Origin of the sequence: Salinibacterium amurskyense, assembly GCF_002797685.1 — a bacterium.
Classification (GTDB): domain Bacteria; phylum Actinomycetota; class Actinomycetes; order Actinomycetales; family Microbacteriaceae; genus Rhodoglobus; species Rhodoglobus amurskyensis.
Window position 1 is genome coordinate 1,068,723 of the sequence record NZ_PGFH01000001.1, and the last position, 15,409, is coordinate 1,084,131.

Here is a 15,409-nt window from a genome sequence, read left to right on the forward strand (position 1 = left end):
ACAAGAATGGGAGTATTCGGTGGCGAATGTTTTAGAACGCGCTCTTCGCGTAGGTGAGGGCCGACTTCTTCGGCGCTTGAAAGGCTATGCGCAGGCGGTCAACCATCTCGAGGACGACTTCAAGACCCTCACTGATGACGAGCTGAAGAACGAGACTGTAGAACTGCGTGAGCGCTACGCCGCGGGGGAGTCGCTCGACGACCTGCTGCCAGAGGCCTTCGCTGCTGTGCGTGAAGCGGCTAGCCGTACCCTCGGCATGCGTCACTTCGACGTTCAACTCATGGGTGGTGCTGCGCTTCACTTGGGCAACATCGCTGAGATGAAGACCGGTGAGGGTAAGACTCTCGTCGCCACGCTTGCCGCGTACCTCAACGCTCTCGCCGCTCAGGGCGTACACGTCATTACGGTGAACGACTACCTGGCGAGCTACCAATCTGAACTTATGGGTCGCGTTTTCCGCGCCCTCGGCATGACTACTGGCTGCATCGTCTCCGGCCAGACTCCGCTCGAACGTCGCGAACAGTACGCGGCAGACATCACCTACGGCACCAACAATGAGTTTGGTTTCGACTACCTGCGCGACAACATGGCGTGGCAGGCAAGCGACATGGTCCAACGCGGCCATTACTTCGCTGTAGTCGACGAGGTCGACTCGATCTTGATCGACGAGGCTCGTACGCCACTGATCATTTCTGGTCCCTCGTCAGGCGAGGCCAACCGCTGGTTCACCGAGTTCGCCAATCTCGCGAAGAAGCTCGACCCGGAGACCGACTTCGAGGTCGACGAGAAGAAGCGCACCGTCGGTGTTCTCGAGCCAGGTATTGAGAAGGTCGAGGACTACCTCGGCATCGACAACCTCTACGAATCAGCGAACACTCCGCTGATCTCGTTCTTGAACAACTCGATCAAGGCTCGCGCCCTGTTCAAGAAAGACAAGGATTACGTCGTCATGAACGGCGAAGTGCTCATTGTCGATGAGCACACCGGCCGTATCTTGCAGGGTCGTCGGTACAACGAAGGTATTCACCAAGCGATTGAGGCCAAGGAAGGCGTCGCGGTCAAGGCCGAGAACCAGACGCTGGCTACCGTCACACTGCAGAACTACTTCCGCCTGTACAACAAGCTTTCGGGAATGACCGGTACCGCTGAGACTGAAGCGGCCGAGTTCATGTCCACCTACAAGCTCGGTGTTGTTGCCATCCCCACGAACCGTCCGATGCAGCGCATCGACCAGTCCGACCTCATCTACAAGAATGAGCAGTCGAAGTTCGAGCAGGTTGTTGCTGACATTGCCAAGCGCCACGAGCTGGGTCAGCCGGTTCTGGTCGGTACGACAAGCGTTGAGAAGAGCGAATTGCTTTCTCGAATGTTGGCCAAGAAGGGCGTCAAGCACGAGGTTCTGAACGCTAAGAACCACGCTCGCGAAGCGGCCATCGTTGCTCAGGCTGGTCGCCTCGGCGCCGTCACTGTCGCCACCAACATGGCCGGCCGTGGAACTGACGTCATGCTCGGCGGAAACGCCGAGTTCTTGGCTGTTGCCGAAATGAACAGCCGTGGATTGAACCCCTCCGAGACTCCGGATGAGTACGAAGCTGCTTGGGATGACGTCTTCGCCGGCGTCAAGGCCGAGGTAGATACCGAAGCGAAGAAGGTTATCGACGTCGGTGGGCTTTACGTGCTCGGAACCGAGCGCCACGAGTCGCGCCGGATTGACAACCAGCTGCGTGGTCGTTCCGGTCGACAGGGTGACCCCGGTGAGAGCCGTTTCTACCTGTCGCTTCAGGATGACCTCATGCGACTCTTCAACAGCGGTGCTGCTGAAGCCCTGATGGGGCGTTCGTCGGTTCCCGATGACCTCGCGATCGAGTCGAAGGTTGTCAGCCGCGCCATCCGCAGTGCTCAGGCACAGGTGGAATCGCGTAACGCTGAGATCCGCAAGAACGTTCTCAAGTACGACGATGTTCTCAACCGCCAGCGTGAAGCTATTTACAGTGACCGCCGTCACATCCTCGAAGGAGATGACCTTAAGGATCGCGTACAGCGCTTCCTCAAGGACGTCGTTACCGAGGTTGTTGATGTACACACCGCGGAGGGTCACTCAGAAGAGTGGGACTTCGAGGGGCTGTGGGCCGAGCTTAAGACGATGTATCCCGTGGGCATCACTGTCGACGAGGTGCTCACCGAGGCTGGCTCGCGCGGCAAGATGACGAGCGCGTTCATTGCCAAGGAAATCCACTCGGATGCCGTGATCGCTTACGAACGTCGCGAACAGCAACTGGGGGAGCCCGCCATGCGCGAGCTCGAGCGTCGTGTTGTACTGAGTGTGATCGACCGCCGCTGGCGCGACCACCTTTACGAGATGGACTACCTCAAAGACGGAATTGGTCTGCGAGCAATGGCTCAGCGCGATCCGCTCATCGAATACCAGCGCGAAGGTTACGCGCTGTTCCAGACGATGATGGGGCAAATCCGCGAAGAGACTGTTGGCTTCCTCTTCAACCTCGATGTTGAGGTGAATGGCGGCGGTGAAGCAACGACCGTGCAGGCCCGTGGACTCGACGGTTCGAGTGCGCCGTCAGCTCAGCTCAGCTACTCGGCGCCCAGCGCTGACGCTTCGGGCGAGGTTGAAGTTCGCAACGATCGCGGTCAAGTTGAGCGTGCCGCTACAGCGCAAGCGCAGCAGCGCCAGGCTCCTCAGCAGGCACAGCCTGCCGCTCAGCCGCAGTCGAACGACCGTGGTGCTTTCGGGCAGCGCGCCGAGGGTGCCGCTCCTGAAGCTCCCCTCAACCGTTCGCAGCGCCGCGCGCAGGAGAAGCGCAAGAAGTAGCAAGAACGTGAGCTAGCGCAGTGCGCTGGAGTTAACCAACGGATGCCCCACTCGACAATCGAGTGGGGCATCCGTTGTTGTGCGCTCTGCAGGGGTGTGAGGCTACAGAACGTTGATGGCCGTGGCGCGCCAGCGCTTGTCGAGGCCCTCGAGGCGCACGGCAACAGCGCGCGTGCGGGCGCGGCCACGAACGATGACCACTGCTTCGACTGCGCCGTCGCGCGGTTCGCAGAGGCGGATGGAACCCATCGTGAAGCTGGGGCGGGTGACCGGTTGTCCCTTAGCGCGTCGGGCACGCGCTGAGAGCACCACTCGCTTGAGCAGGTGGCGGTAGACGTCGTCGGTGACCCACCGCGACATCTGCTCAAGGTCACGAGCACCGGCGAGCACCTCGATCACACAGCGAGTGAGGTTCTCGACGAGGGGCGCGGGGTCGGGTAGCTCCGCGCTAGGGGTCGGCTGGTGGCCAAAGAACTCGTCAGGAACGAATCGAGGCCGAATGACCTTGGAGGGCAGCGTGCCAGCGCGCGGGCGCAACTGTCGGGGTAATTCCACACTCGGTAAGGAGGTGCGAAGTGGCTCGGTACTCATGATCTCCCGGGTAAAAGGTCAAGACGGCGATGTTCACCCCCATAAGGGGGTAGACCACACTTAATCAGTAACGAGACCAATTGTCTATGACTAATTTTCAATTGTGGATAACATTCCGGACTCAGAGACCCGCCTCAGTACCGTCAATCCATGCGCTGGGACAAACTCTTTGACGACCTCGAAAGCCAGCTCGAGCGCGAAATGACCGCGGATGACCTCGAGGTCGATGCGGAAGAGGAGCGGCTGCGACTGGGGCGGTTGAGCATCCGGGACCGCATCGTCGCCCTTCACGGGCGCAGCAGCGCAGAGGCACCTCTCACACTCGCTGTTCTGTTGATCACCGGCACGCGCGTCACCGTGCGCCCCGTGATCATCGGCCGCGATTGGATGTCAGCTGACATCGTCGATGACAGCGGTCGCCCGGCACAGTGCATCATCCCGTTCGCCGCATTGGCCGGAATCTCTCTCGGAGCGGCCCACATCACGCCGAGCCTGGCTACCGCGCCGTCGAACGGGCACCCGAGTCTCTCACAGCGGTTGAGCCTGAGCTACGTGTTGCGCGACCTCTGCCGGCGCCGGCGCGCAGTCTCACTGCTCCTGGTGGCGGGGGAGGTGCACGGCACCATCGATCGCGTCGGGCGTGACCATGTGGATGTCGCGGTTCACGAGCGCGGAGCCGTGCGTCGCGAGACAGCTGTCTCGGAATATCGCTTGGTGCCGTTTACAAGTCTCGTGCTGGTGAAGCCTTAGGGCTGCTTTCGCCGCTAGCGCGTGCGCTGTTCGCCGAAGTTAACTTCGGTCACCGTGGCGATGTCGGACTGGTTCCAGAGGCTCATGCGACGAGTCTCTTCGTAGAGCGCTTCGATGTATGACTCGAGAACAGAGTTCTCGATGCGCCACTGGCCCTTGCTACCTACTTTGATGGCGGGCAGTTCGCCCGAACGCACAAGCTCAAGAACCTCGTGCGGAGAGACGCTGAGCACTTCGGCAGTATCGGCCAAGGTGAGAAATCTCCCGAGGCCTTCTGCTGGGTTGATCGCGTTCATGCATCGATTATGCGCGTATGAAGCTGGGAATGGGGCTGATGTGGATAACTATCGAGCCACTTCCCAGCCGTGACGAACGATGGTGCCATGATCAACACCCGACTTGCGGAGCGCGCGCTATGAGCCGCCGTTCCGGCCGCACCCTGTCCCAAGCTCGCGCCCGAGCGTTCGCCCTCGACCCGCGACTCGCCATCGGTGTGGTGCTCGTCGTGGCGTCGGTCGTTGGCGTGGTTTCCATCGTCGCGGCAACGGATGAATCGACCGAGGTTTATGCTGCGGCATCCACTCTCGCGCCCGGCGATCGTGTGCTGAGCTCTGACCTCGTGATTCGAAGCGTGAAGCTGAACGAGGCGACTGATCGCTACATCGCGCGAGGCGAATTGCCCGACGAGGGCTTCATCGCGACTCGACCAATTGAGGCTGGGGAACTCGTACCGTCGTCGTCGCTGGGAAGCCACGACGGGCTCTCACTGACCTCGGTTGTAGTCTCGCCTCAAGGTGGGCTCTCGGGCACTGTCGCCACCGGTGCTTCGGTGGATGTGTGGGCCAGCGCTGAAGCTGAAGACGGGAGTTACGCGGCTCCTGGCGTGATTATCTCTGGGGCGGTCGTCGTGCGGCTGCTGGAGGATGACTCCTTGGTCTCTGCCGCTCACGGCAACGCCATTGAGCTGCTCGTTCCGCGCTCTCGGGTCGCTCGTCTTCTCGAAGCGATGGCGAACGGTGATGTGCTCTCCGTGATCCCCGCCAACCTGCCGGCGAAGGGCTAACATGACCGCTTTTGCTCTCGCGATGCCCGTCACTCTGGAAGACCAATTCGCGTTCGACGCGGCTCAGCACGGCCACGAGATCGTATTACGCACCGTCAGCGCACCGGAGTTAGCCTCCCGCATTGCTGGCGCCCATGCTGATGTCGCTTTGGTAGCGGCAGAAGCGCGCTATTTGACCGACCGCCTCATCGCATCGTGTGATCAAGCCGGGGTGCGCCTCATCGCCGTCGCCAGCAGTGAGCGGGAGCAGCGTTATGCCAGCGACCTCGGGCTCTTCGACATTGTGGATGCCGCGGCCGGCTGGCGCGCGCTGGATGCGCTGCTCGCTCAATCGCCGTGGGACGCTCAGCCTCCCGTACGCGAACGTGCGGCGCTCGGCCAAGTGATTGCGGTGTGGGGTCCGGGCGGGGCGCCGGGGCGAACATCCATCGCCATCTCGATTGCTGCGGAGCTCGCCGCGCTGGGGTACCGCGTGGCGCTCGCGGACGTGGACACTCACGGAGCCTCGGTGGCGCCGGCTCTGGGAATGCTCGACGAGGCACCCGGCTTTGCTGCCGCCTGCCGCCTCGCAGGAACCGAGACACTCACGACCGAGGAACTCGATCGCATCGGGCAACGCTACGAGTCGCCCGTTGGCTCGTTCTGGGTGCTCACCGGCATCGGTCGCCCTAGTCGATGGCCCGAACTGTCGTCTGAACGTGTCGGAACGACAATCGCGCAGTGTCGACAGTGGGTTGATTACACCGTGCTCGACACGAGCTCGAGCTTGGAGAACGACGAAGAAATCACGAGTGATCTCTTTGCGCCGCGACGGAATGCGGCAGCAGTTACAGCCGTGCGCGCCGCCGATCACGTGATCGCCGTCGGCTCGGCGGATCCGGTCGGGCTGTCGCGGTTCTTGCGGGCTCATGTCGACCTGCTCGAAACCGTCACGACCCGCAGCGTGAGCGTTGTCATGAACAAGATTCGGGTGAGTGCCAGCGGCATGAACCCGCACGGCCAAGTAACTCAAACGCTCTCGAGGTTCGGCGGCATCGAGCATCCGATTCTCGTGCCCCACGACCTCTCCGGATTCGACGGCGCCGTACTCAGCGGCAAGACTCTGGTGGATGCCGCACCACGCTCCAGCGCGCGGGCCGCCATCCGCGATCTCGTGATGTCACGCCTGGTGCCCGAGGAACACGAACCAGCGCCTCAGAAGTCATTGTTCGGCAGGATGTTGGCGCGCGGGTAACCTGTAAGGGTGTCGACACTTAGTGATCTAGTCCAAGAACAAGGCCGCTCTAGTGAGGCGGACATCGAATGGCTGCACATGCTCGTCGGCGACTGGCAGCTTCTCGCGGACCTTGCCTTTGCGGATATCGTGCTGTGGGTTCCCAGCGACGACAACCAGTTTGTCGCTGTCGCGCACGCCCGCCCCAGCAGCTCGGCCACGCTCTTCTACCGTGACTTTGTTGGCCAGCAGATCAAGCCCGAGTGGCTTGCCCAGGTTACCGAGGCCTACGAAACGTCGCGCATCGTCGACACCGCAGCACCCGCGTGGTACGAAGAGACGCCTACTCGCGTGCGGGCGGTCCCCGTGCTGCGTCGGCTCAATGCCACGGGTAACGCGACGACCGAAACTCCGATCGCGGTCATTACGCGCCACACCAACCTCGGTGATGCTCGTACTCCGTCGCGTCAAGAACTCACCTTCAACGGGTGTGCGAACGACCTCTTCGCGATGATCGCTGCGGGAGACTTCCCCGACATGGGAGCCCCCGCCGCACCGCGCCGGGGTGCGCCCCGCGCCTCCGATGGTCTGATCCGTCTGGATGTCGATGGTCTCGTCACCTTCGCAAGCCCGAACGCTCTGTCAGCGTTCAACCGCATCGGCTTCTCTGGCGAGCTCGAAGCAGAGTCGCTCGCCGATGTCACTACGACTCTTATCGCGGGCCAGCCCGAAGTGGATGAGTCCCTTCCCTTGGTCGTCACCGGTCGCGCACCGTGGCGAACCGACATCGAAGCGCGTGGCGTCACGGTCTCGCTGCGCGCCATCCCCATCCGGGATCGTGGCGAGCGAGTCGGAGCCATCGTGCTGTGCCGCGACGTCACCGAGGTGCGGCATCAGGAACGTGAGCTGATCACGAAGGATGCCACGATTCGTGAGATTCATCACCGCGTTAAGAACAACCTGCAGACCGTAGCGTCGCTGCTGCGTATTCAAGCTCGCCGTACACACAGCGAAGTCGCTCGTGAGGCGCTCGGCCAAGCTATGCGCCGTGTCGCTGCCATCGCGGTTGTGCACGACACGCTCTCAGAAGGTCTCAACCAGAACGTGGACTTCGATGTGGTGTTCCACCGCGTCTTGAAGCTGATCGCAGAGGTTGCTTCGAGTCACAACACGACCGTGCATCCGACATCCGTGGGCAGCTTTGGTGCATTGCCCAGTGAGTATGCCACCCCGTTGGCGTTGGCTCTCACCGAGCTGGTGACGAATGCAGTCGAGCACGGCCTCGCGGGCAAGACGGACGGCACGGTTGAGATCGATGCCCGACGTACCGCCGATAAGTTGACGGTTCAGGTGCGCGACAACGGCGTTGGTCTTGGTGAAGGCAAGGTGGGCGAGGGGCTCGGTACGCAGATTGTGCGCACCCTGATTCAGGGCGAACTGAGCGGAACGATCGACTGGCACACCCTGATGGGCAGCGGCACTGAAGTGACGATCGATATTCCACTGACCTGGCTCACTCGCGCCAAGTAGGCCAAGTAGGCCAAGAAATTCGGTCCGGAGACAAAGCAAGGCCGACCGGAGCGATTCCCGTTACCCAGAAATTGTCTGGATGGTGCGAGTTATCGCGGCCGATCGGCCTGCTCTGAAGAGCTCTGGAATGCAGCTCTGAAGAAAGTGTGGCTTCTTAGGAAGCGCGGCGTGCGCGAGCAGCGCGACGCTTGAGAGCGCGACGCTCATCTTCGCTGAGCCCGCCCCAGACGCCGGAGTCTTGGTTGGTCTCGAGAGCGTACTGAAGGCACATCTCGGTTACCGAGCAGCGACCGCAGACGGCCTTTGCCTTTTCAATCTGGTCAACTGCCGGACCGGTGTTTCCGACCGGGAAGAAAAGCTCCGGGTCAGCGGTGAGGCATGCAGCGTTATCGCGCCAGTCCATTTGTTGCTCCTTACGGTGTGTTGCGATGCTCGAGCGCGCAAAAAAATTACGCCCTGATCGGCGTCGAGCTTGAGAAATTGTGTGGGTCTCGCTCGCAACACTGGGAGCCAGAAATCAACCTCAACTAGAATCGCATATCGTCAAAGCCAAAGCAATGGTTTTTCAGCGATTTAACGGGGAGCGAATGGTAGACGAACTTGTCCCAGAAGAGAAAACGGGACGTCATCATCCGTATTTGATTGCTCTTGCGGTGGTTATCTTTTTAGAGAGTGCCCTGCTTTTTGCTGCTCTCGCATACTTGATCTTCGAGCTGGGCGCGGAGACCCCGCAGTCGTATCCCAGTGCGATCGCGCTCTCGGTGTTGACCGCCATCGCTGCCGTCTGGGTCGCGGTAATTGGTATCAACACGCTGCGTAAGCAGGCGTGGATTCGCGGTGCCGCCGTGGTGTGGCAGGTTCTGCAAATCTCAGTTGCGATTGGCAGTTTTCAGGGCGTCTTTGCGCGCCCCGATGTCGGGTGGTTGCTGCTGACGCCGGCCATCGTGGTGTTGGTATTGCTGTTCACGAAACCGGTGCTTGAAGCAACCACCCGTCGCGAGGGTTAGTCGAGCCCGAGCTTTTTGCGCAACGAAGCGACGTGGCCGGTTGCCTTCACGGCGTACAGGGGGAGTGAAATTGCGCCCTGCTCGTCGATGACGAAAGTGGAGCGGATGACGCCCACAACTTGCTTGCCGTAGAGGTTCTTTTCGCCCCAGGCTGCATACGCTTCATGCACTTCGTGCTCGGGGTCACTGAGCAGTGGGAACGTGAGCGCTTCCTGCTCACGGAACTTGGTGAGCTTCTCGGGGGTATCGCGAGAAACGCCGAGTACGACGTACCCCTCCGACTGCAGCGAGCCGAGCTGGTCGCGGAAGTCGCAGGCCTGCTTCGTGCATCCCGGAGTCATGGCGGCAGGATAAAAATAAAGAATCACTTTCTTGCCCGAAAAGTCGCTCAGTGACACCAAATTGCCGTCCTGATCAGGCAGTGTGAAGCCCGGTGCTGGGGTGCCGATGGCAAGTCGAGAAGATTCAGTGGTCATTGTGCTCCTTAGTCGCTTTAACTCATGGTAACGTTGTTCCTCGGTTGCCCCGAGAGGGAAAACCAAGCCAAGCACCTCTAGCTCAATTGGCAGAGCAACTGACTCTTAATCAGTGGGTTCCCGGTTCAAGTCCGGGGGGGTGCACTTCAAGAAAACCCCCGCGATCATTGTGATTGCGGGGGTTTTTCGCTTAAGCGATCGCTGAATGCTGCGGATCGGCGATGCTCACCATGCCCACTCGATATCGCCGGTTGCGGCGGCGCTCAGGGCCCACAGGCGTTCGCGTGCGTCACCGTCGCGGGCGGAGCGCGGAATCGGCACGGCGGCGTCGTTTTCGTCGATGTAGACGGCATCTAGCGGCGTTGCGCGGGTCGCAGCGCGCGCGTAGGTGGCGCCAAGAGTGTCAGGGAGTGCCGCAGCCGCATTTTTGGGCGCGTACAGCGCTCGAAGCACCGCGGGTTGTGACGAGAGTCGTGCGGCATCGAGTCGCACGGCCGGCACCCGGATGCAGCTGACGTCGACCGTGGGCGGCACGCGTTCGGCCAGCGTGACGGCGGTCATTACTTGAGCGAGTTTGGAGTGGTAATACGCCTTGGTGGGGCTGTACCAGTTCGCAGAGTCGAGCTCGTCGAAGCGGATCTGCAGCCAGGGCATTGTGATGAGTCCCTTGCTCGCGACGAAAACGATGCGAGGCTGCGGGGCGGCGGCTAAGAGCGGGCTGAGGCGCGCGGTGAGGGCGAACGGCCCGAGGTGATTGGTGGCCCAGAACAACTCATGGCCTTCGGGGGTGAAGCTGGCTGACTTCTGAGCGAGATCGAACACGGCGGCATTGTTGATGAGGGAATCCAGACGACCGTGCGCGGAGATCTCGGCGGCGGCATCCTGAATCGAAGTAGCGCTCGACAGGTCGGTCTGGATCATCCGTACGTTAGGGGCACCGTTCGTTGCCTCGCTGATCGCTGCGCGGGAACGCTCAGGGTCGCGCACGAGAGCGAGCACGCTATGGCCAGCGGCGGCGAGTTGGGCGGTCGCGCGCAGACCGATTCCCGAATTGGCGCCGGTGATCGCGATGATGCGGGGAGAGGCCATGGTTGCTCCATTCGGTTTCTTTAGCCTAGCCAAAGCCTGTCTCGCTCGACCGAGTGGAATGGTCAAAAAAATCTTATTGTCCTCCTTATGGGGGACATGGTACTTTGTGGGCATTGCCAGACCGGCCCGCTCCGGTCAACCCGATGGCGAAGAAGAAGGTGATGCCCGAATCACTCCCCAGCGGCGCAGTTCACCCCCGTGAATGCGCTCGCACTCCCTGTCGTGAGCCAATGGCGGCCCCGATTCTGCAGTTGCGTGCGGATGCGTCGAAATGCATTCCCCCTTGCAGAAAGCTGCCCCTCATGTCCCTGAAAAAACTGCTGGCCGCTGTTGCCAGTGTCACCCTCACGGCAGGTGCTCTCTTTGGTGTCTCAGCGCCCGCTTTTGCTGACGACGCCCTCCCTGCCCATGACCCTGCAGTAACTCAAACCACTACTGCGCCCTCGAGTTCCGAATCCCCGAGCGCTGCTCCCGTACCTGCCGCACCCCAGCCGGTTGTCGCAGCGCCCGTCGAACCCGTTCCGGAGCCGGAGCCGGAGCCGGCGCCCGCGTCAGCCGCGAGCCCAGCACCGGTCGCGCCCACCCCGGCGGTCTCGCCCGCGCCAGACGCTGCCAAGCAACCGGCGGCGCAAGCCATCGCGGTTGAGCCATCCGTTGCCCGTTCAGCTCAGCCCGAGCAACAAGCTCGCCCCGATAACGACAAGAAAGTGTGGGTGTGCAAGTTCGTCTCGAGCGATAACTCTCCCTCGGGCTACCAGCTCAAATCAGGCAAACAACCCATTCATGTGAGTGTCAACGCTCTCGGAGACGACGTCAACGACACCGGTAGCTTCAACGACCGGCAGCCGTCGTTCGTGGTCGCGAGCGACGACGCGAGCCTCTGCTCGTACACCGAGGTAATCGTTGACGAAGAAGTCACGTGCCCGACCTATCAGTACGGCGGAATCGTCAACATCACGACAACGACGAAGTTGTTCTACGGCACCACTCAAGTGAGTTTCGAGCAGACACAGAGCACACGTCAGCTGACCGCTGACGAGCTTCGTGCGTGCAACCCGCCTCCCGTCACGGTTTATGTCTGTCAGTTTGTGCCCAGCGACAGCCATCCGAGTGGATGGGTAGTGAAGGCAGGGGCACAGCCTGTACTGATGCTGGAGAGCGAGCTCGGTGACGATGTCAATGACACTGGTGATTTTGATGCGACGACGCCGTCGTTCATCGTCGCCAGCGACGACAGCGTTCTCTGCGCCTCGAACACCGAGGAGCGCTCGACTGAAGTGAGGTGCCCGTCGGCTAGTAACCGAGGCTTCGCCACGATCACGATCGTGCACTCGTACTTCTACGGTTCGACCAAGGTCGACGAAAGTACAGCTGTGACCGTTCGAGACCTCACCGCCGAGGAGATTGCGAACTGCCCCGAGGTGGGCGGTGACAGAGTCGCAACAGCCGTAGTGAGCTTCGAACAAGCAACGTGTAACGCACCGCAGCGTCTCATTCTCGGCCCGGTCGTGAACGCCGTGTGGGGTGAGATCACCGACCCAGAAGGTCCCGCTGACTACAGCGTCACGGCAACGGCAACAAATGGAGCCCAGTTTCCCGCAGTGGCTCCCGGGCTGAGAATCGCCCTGGGGTCACAGACGCTGACCTTCAGTGGCGTGCTCAACCCGCAACTCGATCCGACTGACCCTGAATGTGATCTCGTAACCCTGGGGCTCGTCATGCCTGCGGTTTCGTTCGCGCAGGCTAGCTGTAGCGTCGGGGGCACCTACACGCTGGGCGTTGCCGCTGGCTACGACCCCGCACTCGTCACGTTTACGGTGAACGGGGTGCCCGGCATCAGCGCAGGAACATACCCGGTAACGGCATCCGGTTCAGTGCTCGTCACTACTCAGGTGGTTGAGCCGAACGGGCTTGAGCTCGAGTGGAGTGACCCGCCCGCATTCGCCTTCGCTGTTCCCAGCGATGACGACTGCATCTCTCCTGAGGTCATCACCGCCGAGTTGCCGACCCTGGCGTACACCGGCTCCGGCGGAGTCTCGGTCGTCTGGTGGCTGTTGCCCGCGAGCATGATTGTGCTCGGTGGCGCCGCAGTCTTCGTGCGACGCCGGATGGAGGCTGACGCCCGCTAATCCGCAGCAAACGAGCTGTGGCCCCGACGCTCATTCGCGTCGGGGCCACACTGGCGTATGCCCGTCGCTGAATGCCAGCGTGCGGGCCCGCCCATCGTTAGGGGTGAAGTTGCGGGGTTACGGCAACCACGGCATCGGGTCGACACGAGTGTCGAACACGTACACCTCGAAGTGGAGGTGCGGGAAGGTGGAGTAGCCGGTGTTTCCGACAGAACCGAGGAACGTGCCTGCGGCCACCCACTGGCCGGCAACGACCGCGTCGGAGCCTGTGATCATATGGGCGTAGAGCGTCTTGATTCCGTTTCCATGGTCAATGATGACGTGGCGACCCCAGCCGCCGCCGTCGGAGACGCTTTCGACGGTGCCGGGGGAGGCGGCGATGATCGCCGACCCTTCCGGAGCCATGATGTCGATGCCGCCGTGGAATTCATTTCCGTCGCGGTAGCCGAAGCCGTCGTTGACGTCGCCATTGGCGGGGAAGAGTTCGAGGGTGCCGGTGAGGCCGGATGCGGTCACGACGACCTGCTGCTGCACTTGTTCGACGTCAAAGCTGTCGCGCACGACCGGCGCGGCTTCTCCCGTGGCGGGGGAGGCGAAGGTTTGCACTTCGTCTTCCGCTGAAGTGCCGGCGCCAGCACCAGTGGTGGGTGCCTGAGCGAGGGCCGAGGCATCCGCGATGAATACTTCGTCGTCTTGCGTGGGGAGGATGGCTGCGGGTACCGTGCCGCCAATGAGGATCGCCCCAATGGCGAGCATGGTAATAGTTCGTTTCAACAGCGTTCCTTGGTTTGGGTCAGAGAGATGCGGCCGAGTCGGGGAAAGGCACCATCTGGTTGTGGCTTTGCGCTTACGGGGGTTAGGCGGCGCAAAAGCCGGATGAGTGCGAACTGCAGCACACTGGCCGAAACCGCTTCGATGCGGTTAGACAGGCCAGTAAGTCAGCAAAAATAACGGAGAAACCTGAGAACGGTACTCAGGAACCAACAATTCGCTGGCCTCGCCCTATATCCTTTGGATGCAAACGTTCTAATTCTTCGATGGGGAGGGGTCCGCATGGGCACCAGTTCGCGTCCGATAATCGGCCTCACGTCCTACTTGGAGCAGGCCCAAACTGGCGTGTGGGATCTTCCGGCGTCGTTTCTGCCCAAGATCTACTTTGAAGCAGTGACGGATGCCGGCGGAATCGCCGTCTTGCTGCCGCCTCAGCCCGTAGATGCTGAGATCGCGAGCTCGCTCATCCATGGTCTCGACGGTCTGATTCTCACTGGTGGCAAAGACGTGGACCCGGCTCGCTACGGCCAGGAGCCCCACCCGACGACGGATGTTCCGCGTAAGGACCGCGACGCGTTCGAAGATGCCCTGCTGCGCGCGGCCATCGACGAGAATCTGCCTTTTCTGGGGATTTGCCGTGGAGCCCAGATGTTAAACGTTGCGCTGGGCGGCACGATCATCCAGCACCTGCCCGATGTGATCGGTTCAAGCCGCTACGGCGCAGGCGGCGGCACCTTCCTTGTCAATGATGTTGCTGTCGAACCCGGCAGCGAACTCTCGTCATTGTTAGGGGGCGACAGCAGCGTTGCCGTGAAGTCGTACCACCATCAGGCAATTGGCGATCTGGCTGAGGGGCTTGTGGTTTCCGGCCGCGGTGACGACGGTGTTATCCAGGCTGTCGAACTGCCCAGCGTTGACTTTGGGGTCGCCGTTCAATGGCATCCCGAAGAGGATGCCAAAGAAGACGCCCGGCTGTTCCGTGGCGTTGTTGAGGCAGCGGCTCGCTATCGCGCTCAGCGTTCAGGCGCTAGCGAGTAGTAGTACCCGCGACGGGGTTAGCGCTCGAGCTCGTAGGGGTCTTGGGCCTCTTTGGCGATCGTGCCGACAGCGATGGCGACCGTCAGGCCCCAGCTGATCCACATGAGAATGAGGCGCCAGTCACGCGGGCCCTGCTTGGTGGTCTGAAAGATGCTCCAGCCGCCAGCGACCGCGCTGAGGAGACTGCCGTTGAACAAGTATTTGCGCATTTTTCCTCCGGGGTTGGGTGGGTTAACGCTAGCGTGAGATGCTGGGCGCGACCAGCGGGTGGCCCGCCGAAGTGGCTCGATCCCTGCAACTGGGCTGAGAAATTGGTCGTGATGCGGTAACTGACCGATCGGTCAGTTAGTCTCGAGTGGTGTCTAGTCAACAAGAGCTACAGCGCATCGCGCTCGCCGAGTTCGCCATCGCCGGCTACACCGGCACCTCTATTCAGCGAATTGCCGAGCTCGCGGGTCTCTCGAAATCCAGCGTTCTCTACCATTTCACCTCGAAAGAGGCGCTACTCGAGGCCGCAGTGAGTCCCGCGATTGATCGCCTGGACGAGTTGCTCAGCGACCTGGAAGCCGGCGGCCTCGGGGCCGACTATCGGGCCACATTCATTGGGCAATTCGTCGACTTTATTTTCGATTGCCGCCAAGAAGTTCACCTCTTCATCAACCAGGGACCCTCACTCGTCGGGCTCGCCGTGATCGACCGTGCCAACGGCACTGTGCGCAGACTCGCGCACTATTTCGCCGACAGCACCTCGAACCCGCACGACAAAATGCGCTTCGGCATCGCGCTCGGCGGCTCGGCCTACATGCTCTGCACGGCAGACAACTTCGAGATGCCCCTCGAATCGGATGACGAAACCCGCCAAGCCTTGGTCGCGATCATGAGCGAACTTCTTGCGCCCGTTCGCGCCGACTAGCCTCCGCCACCG

16 protein-coding genes and 1 tRNA gene are annotated in these 15,409 nt (G+C 61.5%); 10 read left to right on the plus strand and 7 right to left on the minus strand.

Annotation, left to right across the window (positions count from 1 at the left end; genetic code table 11):
- The first annotated feature begins 19 nt into the window (after positions 1–19).
- A complete protein-coding gene (secA, locus tag CLV85_RS05045) occupies positions 20–2,827 on the plus strand; it encodes a preprotein translocase subunit SecA (RefSeq protein ID WP_100388486.1) in 2,808 nt (935 codons plus the stop codon).
- Positions 2,828–2,929: 102 nt separating this feature from the next.
- On the opposite strand, the gene CLV85_RS05050 is transcribed toward secA, so the two are convergent.
- Positions 2,930–3,418 (minus strand): Rv3235 family protein, encoded by a 489-nt coding sequence (locus CLV85_RS05050; protein WP_100388487.1) that lies wholly within the window; start codon positions 3,416–3,418, stop codon positions 2,930–2,932.
- A 150-nt stretch (positions 3,419–3,568) separates the two neighbouring features.
- Between CLV85_RS05050 and CLV85_RS05055 the strand changes: the two genes are divergently transcribed.
- Positions 3,569–4,168, plus strand: a complete 600-nt coding sequence (locus CLV85_RS05055; RefSeq protein WP_100388488.1) for a hypothetical protein — start codon at positions 3,569–3,571, stop codon at positions 4,166–4,168.
- A 14-nt stretch (positions 4,169–4,182) separates the two neighbouring features.
- Here the strand turns inward: CLV85_RS05055 and CLV85_RS05060 are convergent, their stop codons facing one another.
- Positions 4,183–4,464 carry a helix-turn-helix domain-containing protein gene (locus CLV85_RS05060; RefSeq protein WP_100388489.1) on the minus strand — a complete coding sequence of 94 codons (282 nt, stop codon included), beginning with the start codon at positions 4,462–4,464 and terminating at the stop codon, positions 4,183–4,185.
- A gap of 119 nt (positions 4,465–4,583) precedes the next feature.
- Here CLV85_RS05060 and CLV85_RS05065 point away from each other — a divergent pair, with 119 nt between their 5' ends.
- The 3 genes from CLV85_RS05065 to CLV85_RS05075 are packed head-to-tail and all read left to right on the plus strand — an operon-like array spanning position 4,584 to position 7,974.
- Positions 4,584–5,231: a CpaB family protein gene (locus CLV85_RS05065; RefSeq protein WP_100388490.1), complete on the plus strand. Its 648-nt coding sequence runs from the start codon at positions 4,584–4,586 to the stop codon at positions 5,229–5,231.
- A 1-nt stretch (position 5,232) separates the two neighbouring features.
- The gene (locus CLV85_RS05070; RefSeq protein WP_100388491.1) at positions 5,233–6,465 is read left to right on the plus strand and encodes a CpaE/TadZ family protein; all 1,233 of its coding nucleotides are present in this window, start codon (positions 5,233–5,235) and stop codon (positions 6,463–6,465) included.
- 9 nt (positions 6,466–6,474) lie between these two features.
- Positions 6,475–7,974 carry a sensor histidine kinase gene (locus tag CLV85_RS05075; RefSeq protein ID WP_100388492.1) on the plus strand — a complete coding sequence of 500 codons (1,500 nt, stop codon included), beginning with the start codon at positions 6,475–6,477 and terminating at the stop codon, positions 7,972–7,974.
- Positions 7,975–8,128: 154 nt separating this feature from the next.
- On the opposite strand, the gene CLV85_RS05080 is transcribed toward CLV85_RS05075, so the two are convergent.
- Positions 8,129–8,377 carry a WhiB family transcriptional regulator gene (locus tag CLV85_RS05080; protein WP_009772809.1) on the minus strand — a complete coding sequence of 83 codons (249 nt, stop codon included), beginning with the start codon at positions 8,375–8,377 and terminating at the stop codon, positions 8,129–8,131.
- A gap of 184 nt (positions 8,378–8,561) precedes the next feature.
- On the opposite strand from CLV85_RS05080, the gene CLV85_RS05085 reads away from it, so the two are divergent.
- Positions 8,562–8,981 (plus strand): hypothetical protein, encoded by a 420-nt coding sequence (locus CLV85_RS05085; RefSeq protein WP_100388493.1) that lies wholly within the window; start codon positions 8,562–8,564, stop codon positions 8,979–8,981.
- On the opposite strand, the gene bcp is transcribed toward CLV85_RS05085, so the two are convergent.
- The gene (gene bcp, locus CLV85_RS05090) at positions 8,978–9,457 is read right to left on the minus strand and encodes a thioredoxin-dependent thiol peroxidase (RefSeq protein WP_100388494.1); all 480 of its coding nucleotides are present in this window, start codon (positions 9,455–9,457) and stop codon (positions 8,978–8,980) included. The genes CLV85_RS05085 and bcp overlap by 4 nt on opposite strands.
- 71 nt (positions 9,458–9,528) lie before the next feature.
- On the opposite strand from bcp, the gene CLV85_RS05095 reads away from it, so the two are divergent.
- Positions 9,529–9,601, plus strand: a tRNA-Lys gene (locus tag CLV85_RS05095).
- An 81-nt stretch (positions 9,602–9,682) separates the two neighbouring features.
- On the opposite strand, the gene CLV85_RS05100 is transcribed toward CLV85_RS05095, so the two are convergent.
- Positions 9,683–10,546, minus strand: coding sequence for an SDR family NAD(P)-dependent oxidoreductase (locus CLV85_RS05100; protein WP_100388495.1), 864 nt, complete (start codon positions 10,544–10,546; stop codon positions 9,683–9,685).
- Between the two features lie 302 nt (positions 10,547–10,848).
- On the opposite strand from CLV85_RS05100, the gene CLV85_RS05105 reads away from it, so the two are divergent.
- Positions 10,849–12,675 (plus strand): hypothetical protein, encoded by a 1,827-nt coding sequence (locus CLV85_RS05105; RefSeq protein ID WP_100388496.1) that lies wholly within the window; start codon positions 10,849–10,851, stop codon positions 12,673–12,675.
- Between the two features lie 117 nt (positions 12,676–12,792).
- On the opposite strand, the gene CLV85_RS05110 is transcribed toward CLV85_RS05105, so the two are convergent.
- The gene (locus CLV85_RS05110) at positions 12,793–13,449 is read right to left on the minus strand and encodes a M23 family metallopeptidase (protein ID WP_229820310.1); all 657 of its coding nucleotides are present in this window, start codon (positions 13,447–13,449) and stop codon (positions 12,793–12,795) included.
- Between the two features lie 279 nt (positions 13,450–13,728).
- On the opposite strand from CLV85_RS05110, the gene CLV85_RS05115 reads away from it, so the two are divergent.
- Positions 13,729–14,484 carry a gamma-glutamyl-gamma-aminobutyrate hydrolase family protein gene (locus CLV85_RS05115; RefSeq protein ID WP_100388498.1) on the plus strand — a complete coding sequence of 252 codons (756 nt, stop codon included), beginning with the start codon at positions 13,729–13,731 and terminating at the stop codon, positions 14,482–14,484.
- A 17-nt stretch (positions 14,485–14,501) separates the two neighbouring features.
- Here CLV85_RS05115 and CLV85_RS05120 read toward each other — a convergent pair whose 3' ends face one another.
- Entirely contained in the window at positions 14,502–14,693 is a 192-nt protein-coding gene (locus tag CLV85_RS05120) for a hypothetical protein (RefSeq protein WP_100388499.1), read from the minus strand.
- A 149-nt stretch (positions 14,694–14,842) separates the two neighbouring features.
- Between CLV85_RS05120 and CLV85_RS05125 the strand changes: the two genes are divergently transcribed.
- Positions 14,843–15,397 carry a TetR/AcrR family transcriptional regulator gene (locus CLV85_RS05125; protein ID WP_100388500.1) on the plus strand — a complete coding sequence of 185 codons (555 nt, stop codon included), beginning with the start codon at positions 14,843–14,845 and terminating at the stop codon, positions 15,395–15,397.
- Positions 15,398–15,409 lie beyond the last annotated feature (12 nt).